This is a genomic window from Burkholderia sp. APQ4-4ca (assembly GCF_057837105.1).
Window position 1 is genome coordinate 1 of sequence record NZ_JBYQCG010000118.1, and the last position, 15,648, is coordinate 15,648.

Genomic DNA, 15,648 nt, shown 5'->3' on the forward strand with positions numbered 1-15,648 from the left:
AAAGAACGTCGTGTAGTGCGGCGTGACCGCCCGGTATGGGGTGGGCGGGATTCTCCTTGTGTCTCAAACCCGTTGGCCCGGCGTTGTCGGGCTTTTTTTCGTGGTCGGCGTGCCGCGCCGCGCTCGATGTCGTCGATGCCGGAATGTGGCAACATCGCGGAGGTTTTTACACACGATCTCTTATTTGAGCAAACGGGGCTTGCCGGGATGAGCGACATCGCTATCGATATACCGTGGCCGATCATGATGCTGATTTTGGGCACCAGCTATTGGCCGTTGTGGCTGCTTGTCGGAGCAGGGGTGATGTATTTCGGCGTAACGCGTCTGCGCGGGATTGGGCGAGTTGCCAGTATTACCGTGGCGGCCTTGTTCATTGGTTATACCGGTTTGGCCTTGTACGCGATCTTTGTCAGGTAGGGAAACGTCGGCGACGGATTGCGATCACGATGTGGTCAGCCGGAAGTGGCGTTACGTCGGTTCAGGGACGTCACGGCGCGTCATTCGACATGCTGAACGCGAAGAAGCGAGCGATTCGCACGGAACGATACAGGCCCGGCTTTGCCGGGCACTTTCTATTCCGCTCACTACCGAACGCCATAAATCGCATCGCGCAGATCGAGCGTGTACTGCCCGTTCATCCCTTCGTAGAGCGTGTTCGACAGCGACACGACGGTGAGCCTGCGTGCGCGGTCGACGAACCACGAATGGCCGTAGACGCCGCCCCAGCGCCAGGTGCCGACGGATTCCGGCGACGCGGCCGCCTGCGGATCGCGCAGCACCGAGAAGCCGATGCCGAAGCCCGCGCCCGGCAGGTCCGGCAATTCGGAATCGCCGGTCTGCACGCGTCCCATCTCGTCGACCAGCTCGGCCGGCAGGATCGCGCCGCCGCCCGCGCGCAGCGTGTCCAGCACCGTCAGCACGTCGCCCGCGGTGCCGACCATTCCGGCGCCGCCCGACGGGAACGCTTGTGGATTCAGCGCGCGCGACGGCGAGTACGTGACGCCGACGAAGCCTTCTTCGATGGGTACCGTCTCGTTCTCCGCGAGCCGATGCGGCTGCGGCGTGTCGTTCACGTACGGCGTGGCGAGCCGCGCGGGATCGCGTGCGACGAAGCCCGTGTCGCGTGCGCCGAGCGGGCGCAGCACGAGCGCATCGATCGCGTCGGCGAGCGGCACGCCGCACACAGCCTCGATCAGTGCACCGATGACGTCGATCGCAAGCGAATAGTTCCAGCTCGTGCCCGGCGCGAACAGCAGCGGCACGCTCGCGATCCGGCGCAGGTTGTCGGCGAGCGTGATCGAGGCGCCGTCGAGCCCGTCGGACACGCCCGCACGCGCATAGGGGCCGTTCGCGTCGGTTTCGTTGAAGCGATAGTCGAGGCCGGCGGTATGCACGAGCAACTGGCGCACCGTGATCGTCGGCACGCGGCCGTCGGGCAGCGCCGGACGGAATTCGGGCAGCCAGCGCGTGACGTCTTCGTCGAGCGACAGCTTGCGTTGCGCGACGAGCGCCATCGCAGCCGCCGACACGATCGGCTTCGTGACCGACGCGAGCCGGAACTGCGTGTCCTCGCGCATCGGCGTACGCGACTCGCGGTCCGCGAACCCGGCTGCGCGGCGATAGACGAGCTTGCCGTCGCGGGCGACCAGGACGACCGCGCCGACGAGGCGTTGCGTATCGAGCTGGCGGGACAGGACCGCGTCGATGCGCTCGGCGAGCGCGGGATCGATTGACGACTGCAGTGACGATGCGGGAGAGGAGGTCATCGTGAATTCCGTCGTGAGGGGGCTGGTCGTCATGTTAGGCGGCTGTCGCCGCATGCGTCGTTAACCCTTACACCGAACAGGGCGATGTGCGCGGCATGCGCCGGCGTCGGCGAATACCGTGCCCGGCAGCGGGAAAAAATATGCGCCAATCGGCCGGCGGCGTTCGCTAGAATCTGCTTTCGTCGAGGAAATGACGCAGTTGCATGGTGCAGAGCAGTATCGAATCGAAGACGCTGCTTGTCCTGATTCCAACGTTCATCTTTCGCCGGAGGCGAGCATGCCAGGTTTACTTCCCGATGTTGACCGCGAGGGGCTCCTCGAATATTCGGTGGTGTACACCGATCGCTCGGTCAACCATATGTCGCAGCGCTTTCAGGGCGTCATGCGCGACATTTCCGCCACGCTGAAAAAAGTCTACAACGCGAAGTCGGTCGCGATCGTGCCGGGCAGCGGGACGTTCGGCATGGAAGCCGTGGCGCGACAGTTCGCGACGAACAAGAAATGCCTCGTCATCCGCAACGGCTGGTTCAGCTTCCGCTGGTCGCAGATTTTCGACATGGGTAGCATTCCGTCCGAGACGACGGTGCTGAAGGCGCGTCCGGTCGAAGCCGGCAGGCAGGCTGCATACGCGCCGGCCCCGATCGACGAAGTGGTCGCCGCGATCCACGCCAACAAACCCGATTTCGTGTTCGCGCCGCACGTCGAAACCGCGTCCGGCATCATGCTGCCCGATGCGTACCTGCGCGCGGTGGCCGATGCGGTGCATGCGGTCGGCGGCATGTTCGTGCTGGATTGCATCGCGTCGGGCACCGTGTGGGTCGACATGCAGGCGAGCGGCGTCGATATCCTGATCAGCGCGCCGCAAAAGGGCTGGAGTGCGTCGCCGTGTTGCGCGATGGTCATGTTCAGCCCGCTCGCGCGCGAACGCATCGATTCGACGACCAGCACCAGCTTCGCGTGCGATCTGCGCAAGTGGCTGCAGATCATGGAAGCGTACGAGGGCGGCGGGTTCGCGTATCACGCGACGATGCCCACGGACAGCCTCACGACGCTGCGCGACGTGATGAAGGAAACCGACGCGTACGGTTTCGACAAGGTGAAGGCGGAACAGCTCGAACTCGGCGAGCGCATTCGTGCGCTGCTGACGGAGAAGGGGTTCAGGAGCGTGGCCGCGAAGGGGTTCGAGGCGCCGGGTGTCGTGGTCGGTTATACCGACGATGACGGCATTCGCACCGGGAAGAAGTTCGTCGACGTCGGTTTGCAGATCGCGGCCGGCGTGCCGTTGCAATGCGACGAACCGGAGGATTTCAAGACGTTCCGGCTCGGGTTGTTCGGTCTCGACAAGCTGCACGATGTCGATGGCGCGGTGAAGCGGTTTGCCGATGCGTTGAACCGGATCGTTTGAAGCGGTTGTGCGGAATCGGTGGCTTCGGTGGCCGCCGCTCGTTGGTTGAGTGGCGGCTTTTGCGTCGTTGAAGACGCAACCATTCAGGATCGTGACATGACCGAAGGCGCGCTGACGTTTGCCAGTCAAGCCGAATGGGAACGCTGGTTGGGGCAGAACGGCGGCACGTCGACCGGAGCATGGCTGCGGCTCGCGAAAAAAGGCGCGGGGCAGCGAACCGTCACCTATGAAGCGGCGGTGGAAAGTGCCCTCTGCCACGGCTGGATCGATGGTCAAAAGAAGGCCGACAGCGCGCAATACTGGTTGCAACGCTTTACCCCGCGCTCGGCGAAAAGCATCTGGTCCAAGCTCAACAAGGACAAGGCCGAAGCGCTGATCGCCGCAGGCAGAATGCGCGCGGCCGGCATGCGCGAAATCGAGAAGGCCAAAAAAGACGGCCGCTGGCAGGCGGCTTATACGTCGGCCAGCAACTCGAGCGTGCCGGATGACCTGCAGGCGGCTCTGGACGCCAATCCAACAGCCGCGAAGTTCTTTGCGACGCTGAACAGCCGTAACCGCTATGCGATCCTGTTCCGGATACAGAATGCCAAGAAACCGGAAACACGGGCACGCAAAATCGCGGAATTCATCGACATGCTGAAGCGGGGCGAGACTTTTCATCCGTAGGGCGTAGGTTTCCGACGAAGATCTTATCGAACGCGATCGACGAGAATTGTTCTGGTCGCCATATGAATGGAAAAACAAGTGGCTAGCGTCAGGTCAGTCACGGGGTGCGCCGGAATGGTAGCGCCAACATAACGGGAAACGAGCGATGGTTTCGAAAAGTGTCCGTAGAGCGACGGTAGACGATGTGCCGGTGCTGACACAGATCCGGAACGATGCACATGCCAAGAAGGTCGCGCACGGCGACTACGTGTGGGGCAAGGAAGGCGAGGGCTTCTCCGAACGGTGGGTGCGAAACCATGTCGCCGAGAAAGCCGTGTACGTCGTCGAACAGGAGGGCGCGCCGGTCGGAACGTTCTCGCTCGACTTCGACGAGGACAGGCACTGGGGGCCTCAAGAGCCGATCGCAGGTTACGTGCACGGCCTCTGTGTGCGGCAAGGTTTCAACGGGTTCGGGCTCGGCGGCTTCATGCTCGACTGGTGCGCGCATGAGGTGAGCCGCTCGAATCGGCGTTTGCTTCGACTCGACTGCGGCGCTGAAAACACGAAGCTTTGCGCTTACTACGAGTCGCTGGGCTTTGTTCGTGTTGGGTTGAAAACGGACGGTATCGTCTGGTCTCTTTACGAAAAACCCGTCAGTTCAGCCGGCGAGTGATCGCGGCACCCCGGCGGCAAACCTCGGCGACGGCATCCACGTGAGCCTGGGTCGCGCGATTGAACATCGTGCGTTCGCGAACGTTCGACATCATCCGAAGCCGCGTCACCGTTACCCTGCTACGCCGGCAAAAGCCCCGCTTTCCGATAATTGTCGATCAGCGCGTCATAGAGCGAGAGATCGCCGCGACTCCGCGCGATGAGCTGGGCGCCGGCGATGGCGGCGAAGATGGCCCGCGCCCGCGGTTTGCTTTCCCGAGCGCCGACTATTGCCGCTGCGGACAGGACCTTGCTGAGCCACGCGACATTCACGTCGGCGAAGGCCAGCACTTCCTTCATCACGACTTCCGGCAGGTCGTCGGTTTCGGCGGCCATGAAGCTGCACAGGCACAGGCGGTTGCCGGTCGCGAGCGCCTTGCGGAAGGTATCCGGGTAGCGGCGCAGGCAGTCCAGCGGATCGCGCGATCCGGCCAGCATGTCGTCCAGCGCCGCCGCTGAATCCTCCCAATAACGCCTCGCCACCGCGGCGCCGAGATCGGCCTTGCTGTCGAAATGATGGTAGATGCTCGCGGCCTTGATGCCCACCTCGTTGGCGAGATCCCGATAGTTCAACCCGCCGTAGCCGTGCGTCTGCGCGAGCCTCGTGGCGGCTGCCAGGATTTTCTCTCTCGAATTCGAACTCGCGTCGTTCGTCACCGCTTCAGCCTCCGCGCGCAGGAAATGGATGTTGACACCCTGGATAGTACCTTATATGGTTAACCTAACAAACGTTAGGTAGATTCACGGGGCGACGTGTTTCACGTCGCCCGATCCCTTGCAACCGACTACGGAGCGCCCGTGCAATGACTTCCAGCAACGTCGATTTCGACCCAGCCCAACTGCCCATGATGAAGATCCACGATTTCCCGACAGGGCCCTATCCGACACGCGTGCGCATCGCGCTGGCCGAAAAGGGGCTGCAATCGCGCGTCCAGTTCGTGATGGTCGATCTTTACAAGGGCGAGCATAAAAAGCCCGAATTCCTCGCCAGCAAGAATTATTCGGGTACGTTGCCGGTGCTGGAACTCGATGATGGAACCTGCATTGCCGAGTGCACGGCCATTACCGAGTACCTCGATACGCTCGATGGCGTACCCACGCTCACCGGCAGCACGCCGCGCGAAAGGGGCATCATCCACATGATGAGCAAGCGCGCCGAGCTGGAACTGCTCGACGCGATCAGCGTTTATTTCCATCACGGCACGCCGGGCCTGGGGCCCGACGTGGAGACGTATCAAAACCCGGAGTGGGGATTCCGTCAGCGCGACAAGGCGCTGAGGGGCATGCGCTACTTCGATGCGGTTCTGCAACGGCAACCGTATGTTGCGGGCGAGACGTTCTCGATGGCCGACATCACCGTCATCGGTGGTCTGATCTTTGCGATGCTCGTGAAGCTGCCGGTGCCTGAGGAATGCGAAGCGCTTCGAGCCTGGTACGCGAGAATGCTGGAGCGTGAGAGCGTCAGGAACCAGCCCGTGTTTGCGATGCTGACCTGAGCTGACCCTGTATCGGTCGATAACGGCAGATGAGGCGAGCGAACGGATGGCCGCGCTATCGCGTCAAGCGATACAAAACATCGGGATAACCCTCCTCGTTTCTGCTGCCGTCGCTGTACGCAATGGCAACGAACCCGTGCTGCTCGTAAAACGCGGCAGCGTCTCGGTTCATTTGGCGCGCGGAATGCTGCTGAAGGGGCTGAATTCAGCAGGTTCGCGCGATATATCGAGTTTGCAGCACGGACAATTGGCGCAGCGTCCGGCCAGAAGCAGGCATCGCATTTCGCCTTCAGCCGGACACTCGAATGTCATGACCCAGTCCGGAAACGGACCTTTCCTGTCTCGTCATAGATAATGATGTTGAATCCTTCGCCGAATGCGGGCGGAACGAAGTAGCGGGTGATCTGATCGTACTGCTCCTCCGATGTCTGGAAAGAATGCTCGCCTGACATGTTCCTCAGCAATAAACGAGATTTGCAGATCTCGTCGCTCACATCCAAATAGCGAAGTCGATGCTCGCAGCCAACAGCCTGGAATAGTGAGTGGCCCCACGCACGCGGAGCGGCCATCCGACGCAGGACGGCAGCTAACGCCTCGAAAGCGGCCCTTCCATTGGCGCTGATCCCAACGATGGCTCCGGGTCGTTCGAGCCGGTAACAGACCACCACCGCATATGGCACCATTGCGGTCATCGCGACATCACACCAGCGTGCCGACTGACCATCCATCGGAGTGAGCTCATGTTTGACCACGTCAAATTCGGCGTCAGCGACTACGCCGCCAGCAAGGCGTTTTTCCTGAAGGCACTCGAACCGCTGGGTGCCGAAATCGTCGGGGAAGGCGAGCCGTCGTACGGGATCGAGATCGGGCTGCCCAGCAAGTCTTCGCTGTGTCTGTTCCCGACCGACGAGAAACCGGCGCCTCTCCACATCGCATTCGTGGCCGACACGCGGCAGCAAGTCGATGCGTTCCATCGCGCGGCGCTGGAGGCCGGCGGCAAAGACCATGGCGCTCCCGGGTTGCGGCCGCATTATCACGCGAGCTACTACGCGGCGTTCGTCATCGATCCGGATGGACACAATATCGAGGCGGTGTGTCATCGGGCGGAGGCGTGATGCGCTGGATCGGTAAAACGCTCGCGGCAATCGCAAGCATTGCGGTCGTCGGCATCGCCAGCGTTCAAGCGGCGCCCCGCGAAACGGCATTCCCGCGCTTCACTCAGACGGAAGGCAAGCTCGACGGCGACGGGCTTCCGCTCTCCGGCGTGAAGCTCTGCGTGCTGCCCGACCGTGCGCCGTGCTTCGAGATGCCGCCGGCGCCGCTTCCTCATTCGTCGAAGGAGCTGTACCAGTTCGGCCTTAATCCACGGTCCGAGCGGTTGCCGATTGCGTCGGGCGGCTCGTGGGTGTTCTTCTCGGGAATGTTCTCGGGTGGCGGCAGCGGGATGCTGGAGCGCGTGGCCGTGCTGCGTGTCGGCGCGAACGGCAAGATCGAGAACCTGATGCCGAATGTCACCGAAACGGAGATGGCCGATCGTGCGATGTGGAACGTGCCGGAGGTGTCGTCGTATCCGCTGTTCGTCCGGGCCGACTATGTGTGGGGCCAGGACGAGGATCATTTCGGCCAGCACTTCTTCGACGTCGACGCATGGGTGTTCGATCCTGCCGCCAATCAATACGCGAAGCGCTTTTCCTACCGTACGAGCAAACGCTACGACAGGGGCGAGGGTTCGGACCACGTGCTGGCCGCTGAGCGTGCGGAAATCCTGCGTCGCCTTGCCGCCGGCAAGTAACGCGCTATCGCTGCGCGTCCCCGTACGTCTCCTTGCACACCACGCGTAGCGCGTCGACGAGCAGATCGCGCGCGGGCGATTGCGAATCGGCGGAGCGCGTGAACAGTGCGATCGGCGGCAGCGTCCACACCAGCGAATAAGGCACGATCGCCACGCCGGCGATCCGCACCAGTTCCTCCGCGATATCGGCCGGCACGATCGACACGGCCTCGTCGCTCGACGCGATCATTTCGCCGATCAGCTTCGACGAATAGCTTTCGACGATCGGCACCGGCGGCGCGATGCCGGCCGACAGGAACAGGTCGGTCACCTGTTCGCGCATCGGCGTATGCGGCGCGCCGAGAATCCAGTCGAGCGCATGCAGCTTGTGCCAGTCCAGCGGCGCGCGGGCGAGCTTGGCGGCCAGCCGCCGGCTCGCGATCATGCGCGGCTGCTGCTGGTACAGCACTTCGAACGAAACCTGCCCGAGATCGATCGCCGACGACGCGCGCCCGATCACGATGTCGACGCTGTGATCCCGGAGTTGCAGCAGCAGCTGATCGCTGGTGCCTTCGTGAATCGTCACGGTCAGGCGCCGCTCCATGCGCGCTTGCAGCCGCTTCAGCGCGGCCGACAGCATCTGGCCGGAGATGAACGGAATCACGCCGATATGCAGATGGGCCGCATGCCCGGCGGCGACGGCCTCCATCTCGCGGGCGAGGTGGTCGAGATCCTTGATCATCGCCTTCGCCCGTTCGAGCACGACCGCGCCGAGCGCGGTGGGCCGCATGCCGCGCGACGAGCGCTCGAACAGCGGCGTGCCGAACATGCTCTCCAGTTCGGACAGCGCGTTCGTCACGGCCGGCTGGCTGCTCGCCATGTGCTCGGCGACGCGCGTCAGCGAGCCGTGCTGCTGGATCTGCAGCAACAGCACCAGATGCCGAATCTTCAGACGCGCGCCGAGCCGCCTGACCACGTCGTTTGCATCGAAATTCATTGACTGGTCATGCATTCATCAGGAAAAAGTGATGGGACGATATTAAAACAGAATCATCATGTTATGGCGGATCCCTAGAATCACCTTCATGGATCGCGCCGGGACTGGCCTGGCGCCCACGCCGGGACCCAAAACATGAAACAGACAGAGACACAGCAGCAGGCCGCGTTCGACTATCACGAGTTTCCGACCCCCGGGAAAATCTCGGTCGTCGCCAGCAAGCCGCTGGTGACCCAGCGCGATCTCGCGCTGGCCTATACGCCCGGCGTGGCGAGCGTGTGCGAGTCGATCGCCGCCGATCCGCTGCAGGCGCACCGCTTCACGAGCCGCGGCAACCTCGTGGGCGTGATCACGAACGGTACCGCCGTGCTGGGCCTCGGCAACATCGGCCCGCTCGCGTCGAAGCCGGTGATGGAGGGCAAGGCCGTCCTGTTCAAGAAGTTCGCCGGAATCGACGTGTTCGACATCGAGATCAACGAGACCGACCCGGACAAGCTGATCGACATCATCGCGGGCCTCGAACCGACGTTCGGCGGCATCAACCTCGAGGACATCAAGGCGCCGGAATGCTTCACCGTCGAGCAGAAGCTGCGCGAACGCATGAAGATTCCCGTCTTCCACGACGATCAGCACGGCACGGCCATTACCGTTTCCGCCGCGTTCATCAACGGGCTGAAGGTCGTCGGGAAGTCCATCAAGGAAGTGAAGGTCGTGACGTCGGGCGCCGGTGCGGCCGCGCTGGCGTGCCTGGACCTGCTGGTCGACCTCGGGCTGCCGGTGGAAAACGTGTGGGTGACCGACATCGAAGGCGTCGTCTATCGCGGCCGTACCGCGCTGATGGACCCGGCCAAGTCGCGCTTCGCGCAGGAAACCGATGCGCGCAAGCTCGCCGAAGTGATCGGCGGCGCGGATGTGTTCCTGGGATTGTCGGTCGGCGGCATCCTCACGGCGGAGATGCTCAAGCAGATGGCGGCGCGTCCGCTGATTCTCGCGCTGGCGAACCCGACGCCGGAAATCTTCCCGGAACTGGCGCATGAGACGCGCGACGACGTCGTGATCGCGACGGGCCGCTCGGACTATCCGAACCAGGTCAACAACGTGCTGTGCTTCCCGTACATTTTCCGCGGGGCGCTGGACGTGGGCGCGACGACGATCACGCGCGAGATGGAAATCGCCGCGGTGCATGCGATCGCGGGGCTGGCCGAGGAAGAGCAGAACGAAGTCGTCGCGGCGGCTTATGGTGCTTACGACGTGTCGTTCGGCCCGCAATACCTGATTCCGAAGCCGTTCGACCCGCGCCTGATCGTGCGGATCGCGCCGGCCGTCGCGAAGGCGGCGATGGAAGGCGGCGTGGCGACGCGTCCGCTCGCGAATCTCGATGCGTACGTCGAGCAGTTGCAGCAATTCGTCTACCACTCGGGCGCGTTCATGAAGCCGCTGTTCGCGACCGCGCGCCAGCTCGTGCGTGACGGCGGCAAGGCGCGGATCGTGTTCACCGAAGGCGAAGACGAGCGGGTGCTGCGTGCGGTGCAGGTGATCGTCGACGAGAAGCTTGCGCGGCCGATTCTGGTCGGGCGTCCGGAGGTGCTGCTCGCGCGGATCGAGCGGTTCGGGTTGCGCTTGCGACTCGGTCAGGATGTCGAAGTGACCAATCCGGAATATGACGAGCGTTTCCCGCAGTACTGGACGAAGTATTGGGAACTGCGGTGCCGCGACGGTATTTCGAAGGAAATGGCGCGCGTGGAAATGCGCCGCCGCCTGACGCTGATCGGCGCGATGATGGTGCAGCTCGGCGACGCGGACGGGATGATCTGCGGGACGGTGGGCGAGTATCACAATCATCTGCGGTTCGTGGATGAAGTGATCGGCAAGAAACCCGGTGCGTCGACTTATGCGGCGATGAACATCCTGTTGCTCGATCAGCGGACGGTCGCGCTGGTGGATACGCACGTGAACGACAACCCCGATGCGGAGCAGATCGCGGAATTCACGATCGCGGCGGCGCGGCAGATGGAATGGCTGAACCTGACGCCGAAGGTGGCGCTGCTGTCGCGGTCGAATTTCGGGTCGGGGAGTGCGGCGTCGGGCGTGAAGATGCGCCGCGCGCTGGAGATCGTGCGCGAGCAGGCGCCGGATATCGAGGCGGATGGCGAGATGCATGGCGACTGCGCGCTCGATGAAGGGCTGCGGGCGAAGCTGCTGCCGATGTCGCCGTTGAAGGGGGCGGCGAATTTGCTGGTTTGTCCGAATGTGGATGCAGGGAATATCGCTTACAACCTGCTCAAGACCGAGGCGGGAAGCAATGTGGCGGTGGGGCCTTTCCTGTTGGGCGTCAATGCGCCGGTGAACATCCTTACTTCCAGCGCCACCGTGCGGCGGATCGTGAATATGGCTGCGTTGACGGTGATTGAGGCGAATCGGGGTGTCGCGGGCTGATCGGGTGTTGTGGGGCGGCTCGGGCCGCCCTTCGTTTGTCGGCATTCGGCGGCCGCTATCCCTGTAGCGATGTGTATTTTTGCGATTGCTCTTACGACGGCGGGCTTCTTTCAAGAAGCCAAATTGCCAAGCGGATCATCATGACAACGCTAAAGGCAAAGTAGTATCGCAAAGAATGACGCGATACAAGGATCGCATCATGGAAAGCTCACTGAACGTCCGCAATTGAGGTGAGCCGAGTGACTGCTCGGGGCAGCAGTCAATGGACTGACCGCCGTCGGCTCGCATTTCGCGAGATATGGTTGCGTCCAGTGCGCAAAAAGGATTCAGCGCGACCTGCGTCATTTAATGCAAGGAAACATACCTGCTTTCTCGGCAAGTACCGACGGCTGGAAGCCATAGCGCTCATAGCACTTCGGCGTCCCGTGATCCGCCATCAGACTGACATAGGCAGTCGGCGGCGCGTTCTCGTGAATGTAGTTCATGAGTGCTCGCATGATCAGATCGCCTACACCCTTCGTCTGGTGTGTCGGCAATACTGCGATATCCACGACCTCGAAGAAGCAGCCACCGTCACCGATAATCCGGCCGATTCCGACCGGAGTGCTACCCGAGTACGCCACGACGCTAAAGAGGCCGTTCTGCAACCCGATAGTTGCAGCTTGCTCGGATTTCCGGCTCAACCCGCAGCAACGCGAATGTCGATATATGTCGATACGGAGGGCGCTTCCTGATGGATGATGTATTCCATGTGAACCCTTCAAGGTGGACGTGCAGGGGATGTGCGGTGCTCGATGAGCATCGCTAGGTCAGGCCGGCTTAGTTGAAGAGCGGTATGCGTGTTCGCATTCAGGCAGCGATCGTTGAAGGGAAGGATATCTTGTGGTCCCGCTGCCCGAGTGGTCGTCGCATCGCCGTGACCACCCCCGGCGAAACAATCGCCCGGATCAAACACCCGTTCGACGAACCGTCCCTGAACCCCGTATCCCCCCGCACGCCCCCTCCGCACCCCTAACCCCCGCCCAGCCGCGATTTAATGACCAAACCGCAAGACCTAGTGCATAGATATCGTTTGCCGAGCCCTTAATGACTATCGACAATCGTGGCTCGAATTCACCGCCGCGGCGTCAGAAGCGCCTTGGCGGCCGGCACTCGGCGGCTATCCCGGCCTTCCGCGCCCACCCGCTCACGACGACATGTACGCGTTCTCGCCCTCATTCCAAAATCCTGCCGGCTCGCCGATCCGCGAGTTGTTCAAGTACCTGTCCGAACCGGGCATGATTTCGTTCGCGGGCGGTTATCCAGCCAGCGATCTGTTCGACGTCGACGGCCTGAATGCGGCGGCCGAACGCGCGTACGCGCAGCCCGTCCGCTGCCTGCAGTACGGCCCGACCGACGGCCTCGCCGAACTCAAGCAGCAACTGATCGCGCTGATGGCGCGTCGCGGCGTCGCGTGCACGCCAGCCGAACTGTTCGTCACGACCGGCTCGCAGCAAGGTCTCGACCTGCTGCTGCGCGTGATGGTGTCGCCCGGCGACGTCGTGCTGACCGAACAACCGGCGTACCCGGCCACGCTGCAGGCGATGCGTTTGCAACAGGCGCGCATCGTGACGATTCCCGTCGACGGCGAGGGCCTCGACGTCGATCGTCTCGGCGAACAACTCGCGTCCGGCGCGATCGCGCAACCGAAGCTGCTCTACACGGTCCCGACTTTCGCGAACCCGACGGGCGCGACGCTCACGCGCGAACGTCGGCTGAAATTGCTGCGTCTCGCGGTGCAATACCATTTCCTGATCGTCGAGGACGATCCGTACGGCGACCTGCGTTTCGCGGGCGAAGCCGTGCCGTCGATGCTCGCGCTGGCCGGCGAGGTGGACGGCGCGCGCGACTGGCTCGTGCATTTCGCGAGCCTGTCGAAGATCGTCGCGCCGGGGCTGCGCGTGGGCTGGACGATCGCGCCGGCCGAAATCGCGCGGCGCTGCGTGATCGCGAAGCAGACGGTCGACCTCTGCAGCGCACCGTGGACGCAGGCGACCGCCGCCGAATATCTGGCGGACGGCGCGCTCGAACGTCATCTGCCGCGCATCACGGCCGCGTACCGGCGCAAATGCGACGCGATGTGCGATGCGCTGCGCGACGGCTTCGGCGATGCGATCGAATTCCATCGTCCCGAAGGCGGGATGTTCGTGTGGGCGGGGCTCGGTGCGGTGTCGTCGGACGCGCTGCTGCAACAGGCGATCGCCAACAAGATCGTGTTCGTACCGGGCAGGGCGTTCTTCGCGGACAACGTCGACGCAGCGTCGCTGCGCCTGTCGTTCGCCGCGCCGGACGTCGATGCGATCCGGGAAGGCGTCGCGCGCCTCGTGCGCGCGTATGGTGCGGCGCGGGCCGCGTGAGGAGACGTCAGCATGACTATCACCGTCAACGAAACGGCCTCGGTGGGCGTGGCGGCGAGCGCCGCCTATAAGCAGCCGGCGAAGCATCGCTCGTCGCAGATCAGCGCCGGGCCGCAGTATGTGGCCGACGTGCTCGGCCGCTTCGGCGCGGAGCCGGCAACCGATGCCGGCGATGCGGCGTCGGTCGTGCTCGGCTACAACTGACGAGCACAAGGCCGGCGGCTCGCGCCACATGCGCGCCATCGCCGACATAAGCGGTTAAGCTTGCGCGATCGAAACACCGACGATCGCCGCCGCCTCATGTCCGACCCGACCTCCGAATCGCTCGCGCAAACGTATGACCGCCTGTGGTCCTGCCTCGAAGCCGGCGTGAGCGAAAAGCGCTCGCCGTTCACGATGCCGCAGGCGGCCACGCTCGGCCTCGATGGTGCGCCGAAGGTTCGGACGATCGTATTGCGTCAGGTGAGTCGCGCCGAGTGCGTGCTGTCGTTTCATACCGATGCGCGTTCGGAAAAAGTGGCGGAGTTGCGTCGCGATCCGCGCATCTCGATCGTCGCGAACGATCTCGACGCGCTCGTGCAGATTCGCGCGGAAGGTGTGGCGTCGATCTGCGAGGACGAAGCGCAACGGCGCGCGATCTGGGCATCGAGCCGCCCGCATACGTTGCTGCTGTATCGCGCGCCGTTGCCGCCCGGCACGTCGATCGCAGCGCCTGAAGCCGCGCATATCGGCGGCACCGCACCCACTGGCGACGGCTACGCAAACTTCTGCCTGATCCACATGACGATCGCGCGCATCGACTGGCTCGAACTTGCGCGCGCCGGCCATCGCCGCGCGGTATTCGACGTGAACGAAAGCGGTTACGACGCCCGCTGGATCGCACCCTGACGCTGGCCGAGCGCGCTCAACCGCTCAAGGCCGCCCGTCCGATGCGGCCTCGATCATCCACTCGCGCATCACCACGATCGCATCGTCGTCGCGGCGCTCGGCCGGATACACGAGATAGAACCCTACCGACAGCGGAAACGCGAAGTCGAACGGCTTGCACAGCCGTCCGGCGGCGATGTCGCGCTCGACGAGCGGCTCGGTCGCGAGCGCGATGCCCTGGCCGGCGACGGCCGCATCGATCGCGAGCGACGTCTGGTTGAAGCGCAGCCCCTTGTGCGGATCGACGTCGACCGGTTCGGGCATCGCCGCGAGGAACTCGGGCCACAGGTCGTGTGCATCGTGTAGCAGCACCTGCCCGGCGAGCGCGCGCGGCGAAGCCGGCGCGGTCAGCACCGACGGGCTGCACACCGCGCACACGTCGAGCGGGAACAGCGCATGAGTGGCGAGATGCTTGCCGAACGGCGGCTTGCCGTAGCGGATCGCGAGATCGACGCCGTCGTGGCGGAACGTCGCGATCTGCGGGTCGGCGATCACGCGCACGTCGTAGTCGGGATGTGCTTCGGTGAACTGCGCGAGCCGAGGAATCAGCCATTTCGACGCGAACGACGGCGTCGTGCTGATCGTCAGCGCGGCGCGCCGCTTCACGAGCTTGTCGGTTGCATCGGCGATCGCGTGCAGCGCACGCTGCACGTCGGAGAAATACGCGGCGCCGTCGTGCGTGAGTGCGAGGCCGCGCGGCAGGCGCTCGAACAGCTTCAGGCCGAGCACGTCCTCGAGGTGGCGCACCTGCTGCGCGACGGCGCCCTGCGTGACGCCGATCTCGTCGGCGGCGGCGCGGAAGTTGAGGTGCCGGGCGGACACTTCGAACGCGCGAAGCGCATTCAGCGGCGGCAGGCGGGAAGGGCGTGGCGGCATCGTTTGGCTGTAGAAAAGCTATCGGCTGACGGCAGAAATACTGGTTCGACAGCCGGAATCGATGCGCCTACATTACCACCATGGCGCGCCGAATGGCGGCTGCGCGGCGGCAGAATCGGAACGAGGAACGGATCGTGACTGTAGAAAAAGTAGCGTTGATCACGGCGGCGGGCAAGGGCATGGGCGCGGCGATCGCGCGCGAACTGGCGGCGACGGGCTATC

The 15,648-nt window shown here is 63.6% G+C and carries 17 protein-coding genes and 1 pseudogene; 12 read left to right on the forward strand and 6 right to left on the reverse strand.

Translation table 11 applies throughout. The features are described from left to right. On the forward strand, positions 1 to 417 hold a 417-nt coding region (locus AC3IFE_RS15125), incomplete at its 5' end, for a hypothetical protein (protein WP_489190993.1). A gap of 167 nt (positions 418 to 584) precedes the next feature. Here the strand turns inward: AC3IFE_RS15125 and AC3IFE_RS15130 are convergent. Further along, positions 585 to 1,766, reverse strand: coding sequence for a serine hydrolase domain-containing protein (locus AC3IFE_RS15130; RefSeq protein WP_489190996.1), 1,182 nt, complete (start codon positions 1,764 to 1,766; stop codon positions 585 to 587). Positions 1,767 to 2,043: 277 nt separating this feature from the next. Here AC3IFE_RS15130 and AC3IFE_RS15135 point away from each other — a divergent pair, with 277 nt between their 5' ends. From AC3IFE_RS15135 to AC3IFE_RS15145, 3 genes are all read left to right on the forward strand, one after another. After that, complete coding sequence (locus AC3IFE_RS15135; RefSeq protein ID WP_489190994.1) at positions 2,044 to 3,171, forward strand: aminotransferase class V-fold PLP-dependent enzyme; 1,128 nt, start codon at positions 2,044 to 2,046, stop codon at positions 3,169 to 3,171. A 96-nt stretch (positions 3,172 to 3,267) separates the two neighbouring features. After that, on the forward strand, positions 3,268 to 3,837 hold the full coding sequence (locus AC3IFE_RS15140) for a YdeI/OmpD-associated family protein (protein ID WP_489190995.1): 570 nt from the start codon (positions 3,268 to 3,270) through the stop codon (positions 3,835 to 3,837). A gap of 190 nt (positions 3,838 to 4,027) precedes the next feature. Next, positions 4,028 to 4,489 (forward strand): GNAT family N-acetyltransferase, encoded by a 462-nt coding sequence (locus AC3IFE_RS15145; protein ID WP_301737608.1) that lies wholly within the window; start codon positions 4,028 to 4,030, stop codon positions 4,487 to 4,489. Positions 4,490 to 4,608: 119 nt separating this feature from the next. Here the strand turns inward: AC3IFE_RS15145 and AC3IFE_RS15150 are convergent, their stop codons facing one another. Next, entirely contained in the window at positions 4,609 to 5,184 is a 576-nt protein-coding gene (locus tag AC3IFE_RS15150) for a TetR/AcrR family transcriptional regulator (RefSeq protein ID WP_301737609.1), read from the reverse strand. A 146-nt stretch (positions 5,185 to 5,330) separates the two neighbouring features. Between AC3IFE_RS15150 and AC3IFE_RS15155 the strand changes: the two genes are divergently transcribed. Beyond that, complete coding sequence (locus tag AC3IFE_RS15155; RefSeq protein WP_089469040.1) at positions 5,331 to 6,023, forward strand: glutathione S-transferase; 693 nt, start codon at positions 5,331 to 5,333, stop codon at positions 6,021 to 6,023. Positions 6,024 to 6,331: 308 nt separating this feature from the next. Here AC3IFE_RS15155 and AC3IFE_RS15160 read toward each other — a convergent pair whose 3' ends face one another. Beyond that, on the reverse strand, positions 6,332 to 6,751 hold the full coding sequence (locus AC3IFE_RS15160; RefSeq protein WP_179233473.1) for an AAA family ATPase: 420 nt from the start codon (positions 6,749 to 6,751) through the stop codon (positions 6,332 to 6,334). Between the two features lie 12 nt (positions 6,752 to 6,763). On the opposite strand from AC3IFE_RS15160, the gene AC3IFE_RS15165 reads away from it, so the two are divergent. Next, positions 6,764 to 7,138, forward strand: coding sequence for a VOC family protein (locus AC3IFE_RS15165; protein WP_089469041.1), 375 nt, complete (start codon positions 6,764 to 6,766; stop codon positions 7,136 to 7,138). Beyond that, positions 7,138 to 7,815, forward strand: coding sequence for a hypothetical protein (locus tag AC3IFE_RS15170; RefSeq protein WP_089469042.1), 678 nt, complete (start codon positions 7,138 to 7,140; stop codon positions 7,813 to 7,815). The genes AC3IFE_RS15165 and AC3IFE_RS15170 overlap by 1 nt, the downstream gene beginning before the upstream one ends. 4 nt (positions 7,816 to 7,819) lie before the next feature. Here the strand turns inward: AC3IFE_RS15170 and AC3IFE_RS15175 are convergent, their stop codons facing one another. Then, entirely contained in the window at positions 7,820 to 8,791 is a 972-nt protein-coding gene (locus AC3IFE_RS15175) for a LysR substrate-binding domain-containing protein (protein ID WP_089469043.1), read from the reverse strand. 135 nt (positions 8,792 to 8,926) lie between these two features. Between AC3IFE_RS15175 and AC3IFE_RS15180 the strand changes: the two genes are divergently transcribed. Continuing rightward, on the forward strand, positions 8,927 to 11,227 hold the full coding sequence (locus tag AC3IFE_RS15180) for an NADP-dependent malic enzyme (protein ID WP_089469044.1): 2,301 nt from the start codon (positions 8,927 to 8,929) through the stop codon (positions 11,225 to 11,227). 341 nt (positions 11,228 to 11,568) lie between these two features. Here AC3IFE_RS15180 and AC3IFE_RS15185 read toward each other — a convergent pair whose 3' ends face one another. Beyond that, complete coding sequence (locus AC3IFE_RS15185; protein WP_256979699.1) at positions 11,569 to 11,910, reverse strand: GNAT family N-acetyltransferase; 342 nt, start codon at positions 11,908 to 11,910, stop codon at positions 11,569 to 11,571. Between the two features lie 513 nt (positions 11,911 to 12,423). Between AC3IFE_RS15185 and AC3IFE_RS15190 the strand changes: the two genes are divergently transcribed. The 3 genes from AC3IFE_RS15190 to AC3IFE_RS15200 all read left to right on the forward strand — a co-directional run bounded on the left by AC3IFE_RS15190 (position 12,424) and on the right by AC3IFE_RS15200 (position 14,511). Further along, on the forward strand, positions 12,424 to 13,623 hold the full coding sequence (locus tag AC3IFE_RS15190; RefSeq protein WP_089469045.1) for an aminotransferase-like domain-containing protein: 1,200 nt from the start codon (positions 12,424 to 12,426) through the stop codon (positions 13,621 to 13,623). 12 nt (positions 13,624 to 13,635) lie between these two features. After that, complete coding sequence (locus AC3IFE_RS15195) at positions 13,636 to 13,827, forward strand: hypothetical protein (protein ID WP_089469046.1); 192 nt, start codon at positions 13,636 to 13,638, stop codon at positions 13,825 to 13,827. Between the two features lie 96 nt (positions 13,828 to 13,923). Next, entirely contained in the window at positions 13,924 to 14,511 is a 588-nt protein-coding gene (locus tag AC3IFE_RS15200) for a pyridoxamine 5'-phosphate oxidase family protein (RefSeq protein WP_089469426.1), read from the forward strand. A 24-nt stretch (positions 14,512 to 14,535) separates the two neighbouring features. Here AC3IFE_RS15200 and gcvA read toward each other — a convergent pair whose 3' ends face one another. After that, positions 14,536 to 15,426, reverse strand: a complete 891-nt coding sequence (gcvA, locus tag AC3IFE_RS15205; RefSeq protein WP_089469047.1) for a transcriptional regulator GcvA — start codon at positions 15,424 to 15,426, stop codon at positions 14,536 to 14,538. Positions 15,427 to 15,506: 80 nt separating this feature from the next. Here gcvA and AC3IFE_RS15210 point away from each other — a divergent pair. Beyond that, a pseudogene (locus AC3IFE_RS15210) lies at positions 15,507 to 15,648 on the forward strand (SDR family oxidoreductase); the annotation flags it as partial.

What these genes read in the sequence shown, in the direction of transcription:
- AC3IFE_RS15190 (WP_089469045.1), top strand. Translation starts at nt 12,424, where the DNA reads ATGTACGCGTTCTCGCCCTCATTCCAAAATCCTGCCGGCTCGCCGATC.
- AC3IFE_RS15175 (WP_089469043.1), bottom strand. Translation starts at nt 8,791, where the DNA reads ATGAATTTCGATGCAAACGACGTGGTCAGGCGGCTCGGCGCGCGTCTG.
- AC3IFE_RS15155 (WP_089469040.1), top strand. Translation starts at nt 5,331, where the DNA reads ATGACTTCCAGCAACGTCGATTTCGACCCAGCCCAACTGCCCATGATG.
- AC3IFE_RS15195 (WP_089469046.1), top strand. Translation starts at nt 13,636, where the DNA reads ATGACTATCACCGTCAACGAAACGGCCTCGGTGGGCGTGGCGGCGAGC.
- AC3IFE_RS15135 (WP_489190994.1), top strand. Translation starts at nt 2,044, where the DNA reads ATGCCAGGTTTACTTCCCGATGTTGACCGCGAGGGGCTCCTCGAATAT.
- AC3IFE_RS15180 (WP_089469044.1), top strand. Translation starts at nt 8,927, where the DNA reads ATGAAACAGACAGAGACACAGCAGCAGGCCGCGTTCGACTATCACGAG.
- AC3IFE_RS15130 (WP_489190996.1), bottom strand. Translation starts at nt 1,766, where the DNA reads ATGACCTCCTCTCCCGCATCGTCACTGCAGTCGTCAATCGATCCCGCG.
- AC3IFE_RS15165 (WP_089469041.1), top strand. Translation starts at nt 6,764, where the DNA reads ATGTTTGACCACGTCAAATTCGGCGTCAGCGACTACGCCGCCAGCAAG.
- AC3IFE_RS15200 (WP_089469426.1), top strand. Translation starts at nt 13,924, where the DNA reads ATGTCCGACCCGACCTCCGAATCGCTCGCGCAAACGTATGACCGCCTG.
- AC3IFE_RS15170 (WP_089469042.1), top strand. Translation starts at nt 7,138, where the DNA reads ATGCGCTGGATCGGTAAAACGCTCGCGGCAATCGCAAGCATTGCGGTC.
- AC3IFE_RS15140 (WP_489190995.1), top strand. Translation starts at nt 3,268, where the DNA reads ATGACCGAAGGCGCGCTGACGTTTGCCAGTCAAGCCGAATGGGAACGC.
- gcvA (WP_089469047.1), bottom strand. Translation starts at nt 15,426, where the DNA reads ATGCCGCCACGCCCTTCCCGCCTGCCGCCGCTGAATGCGCTTCGCGCG.
- AC3IFE_RS15160 (WP_179233473.1), bottom strand. Translation starts at nt 6,751, where the DNA reads ATGGATGGTCAGTCGGCACGCTGGTGTGATGTCGCGATGACCGCAATG.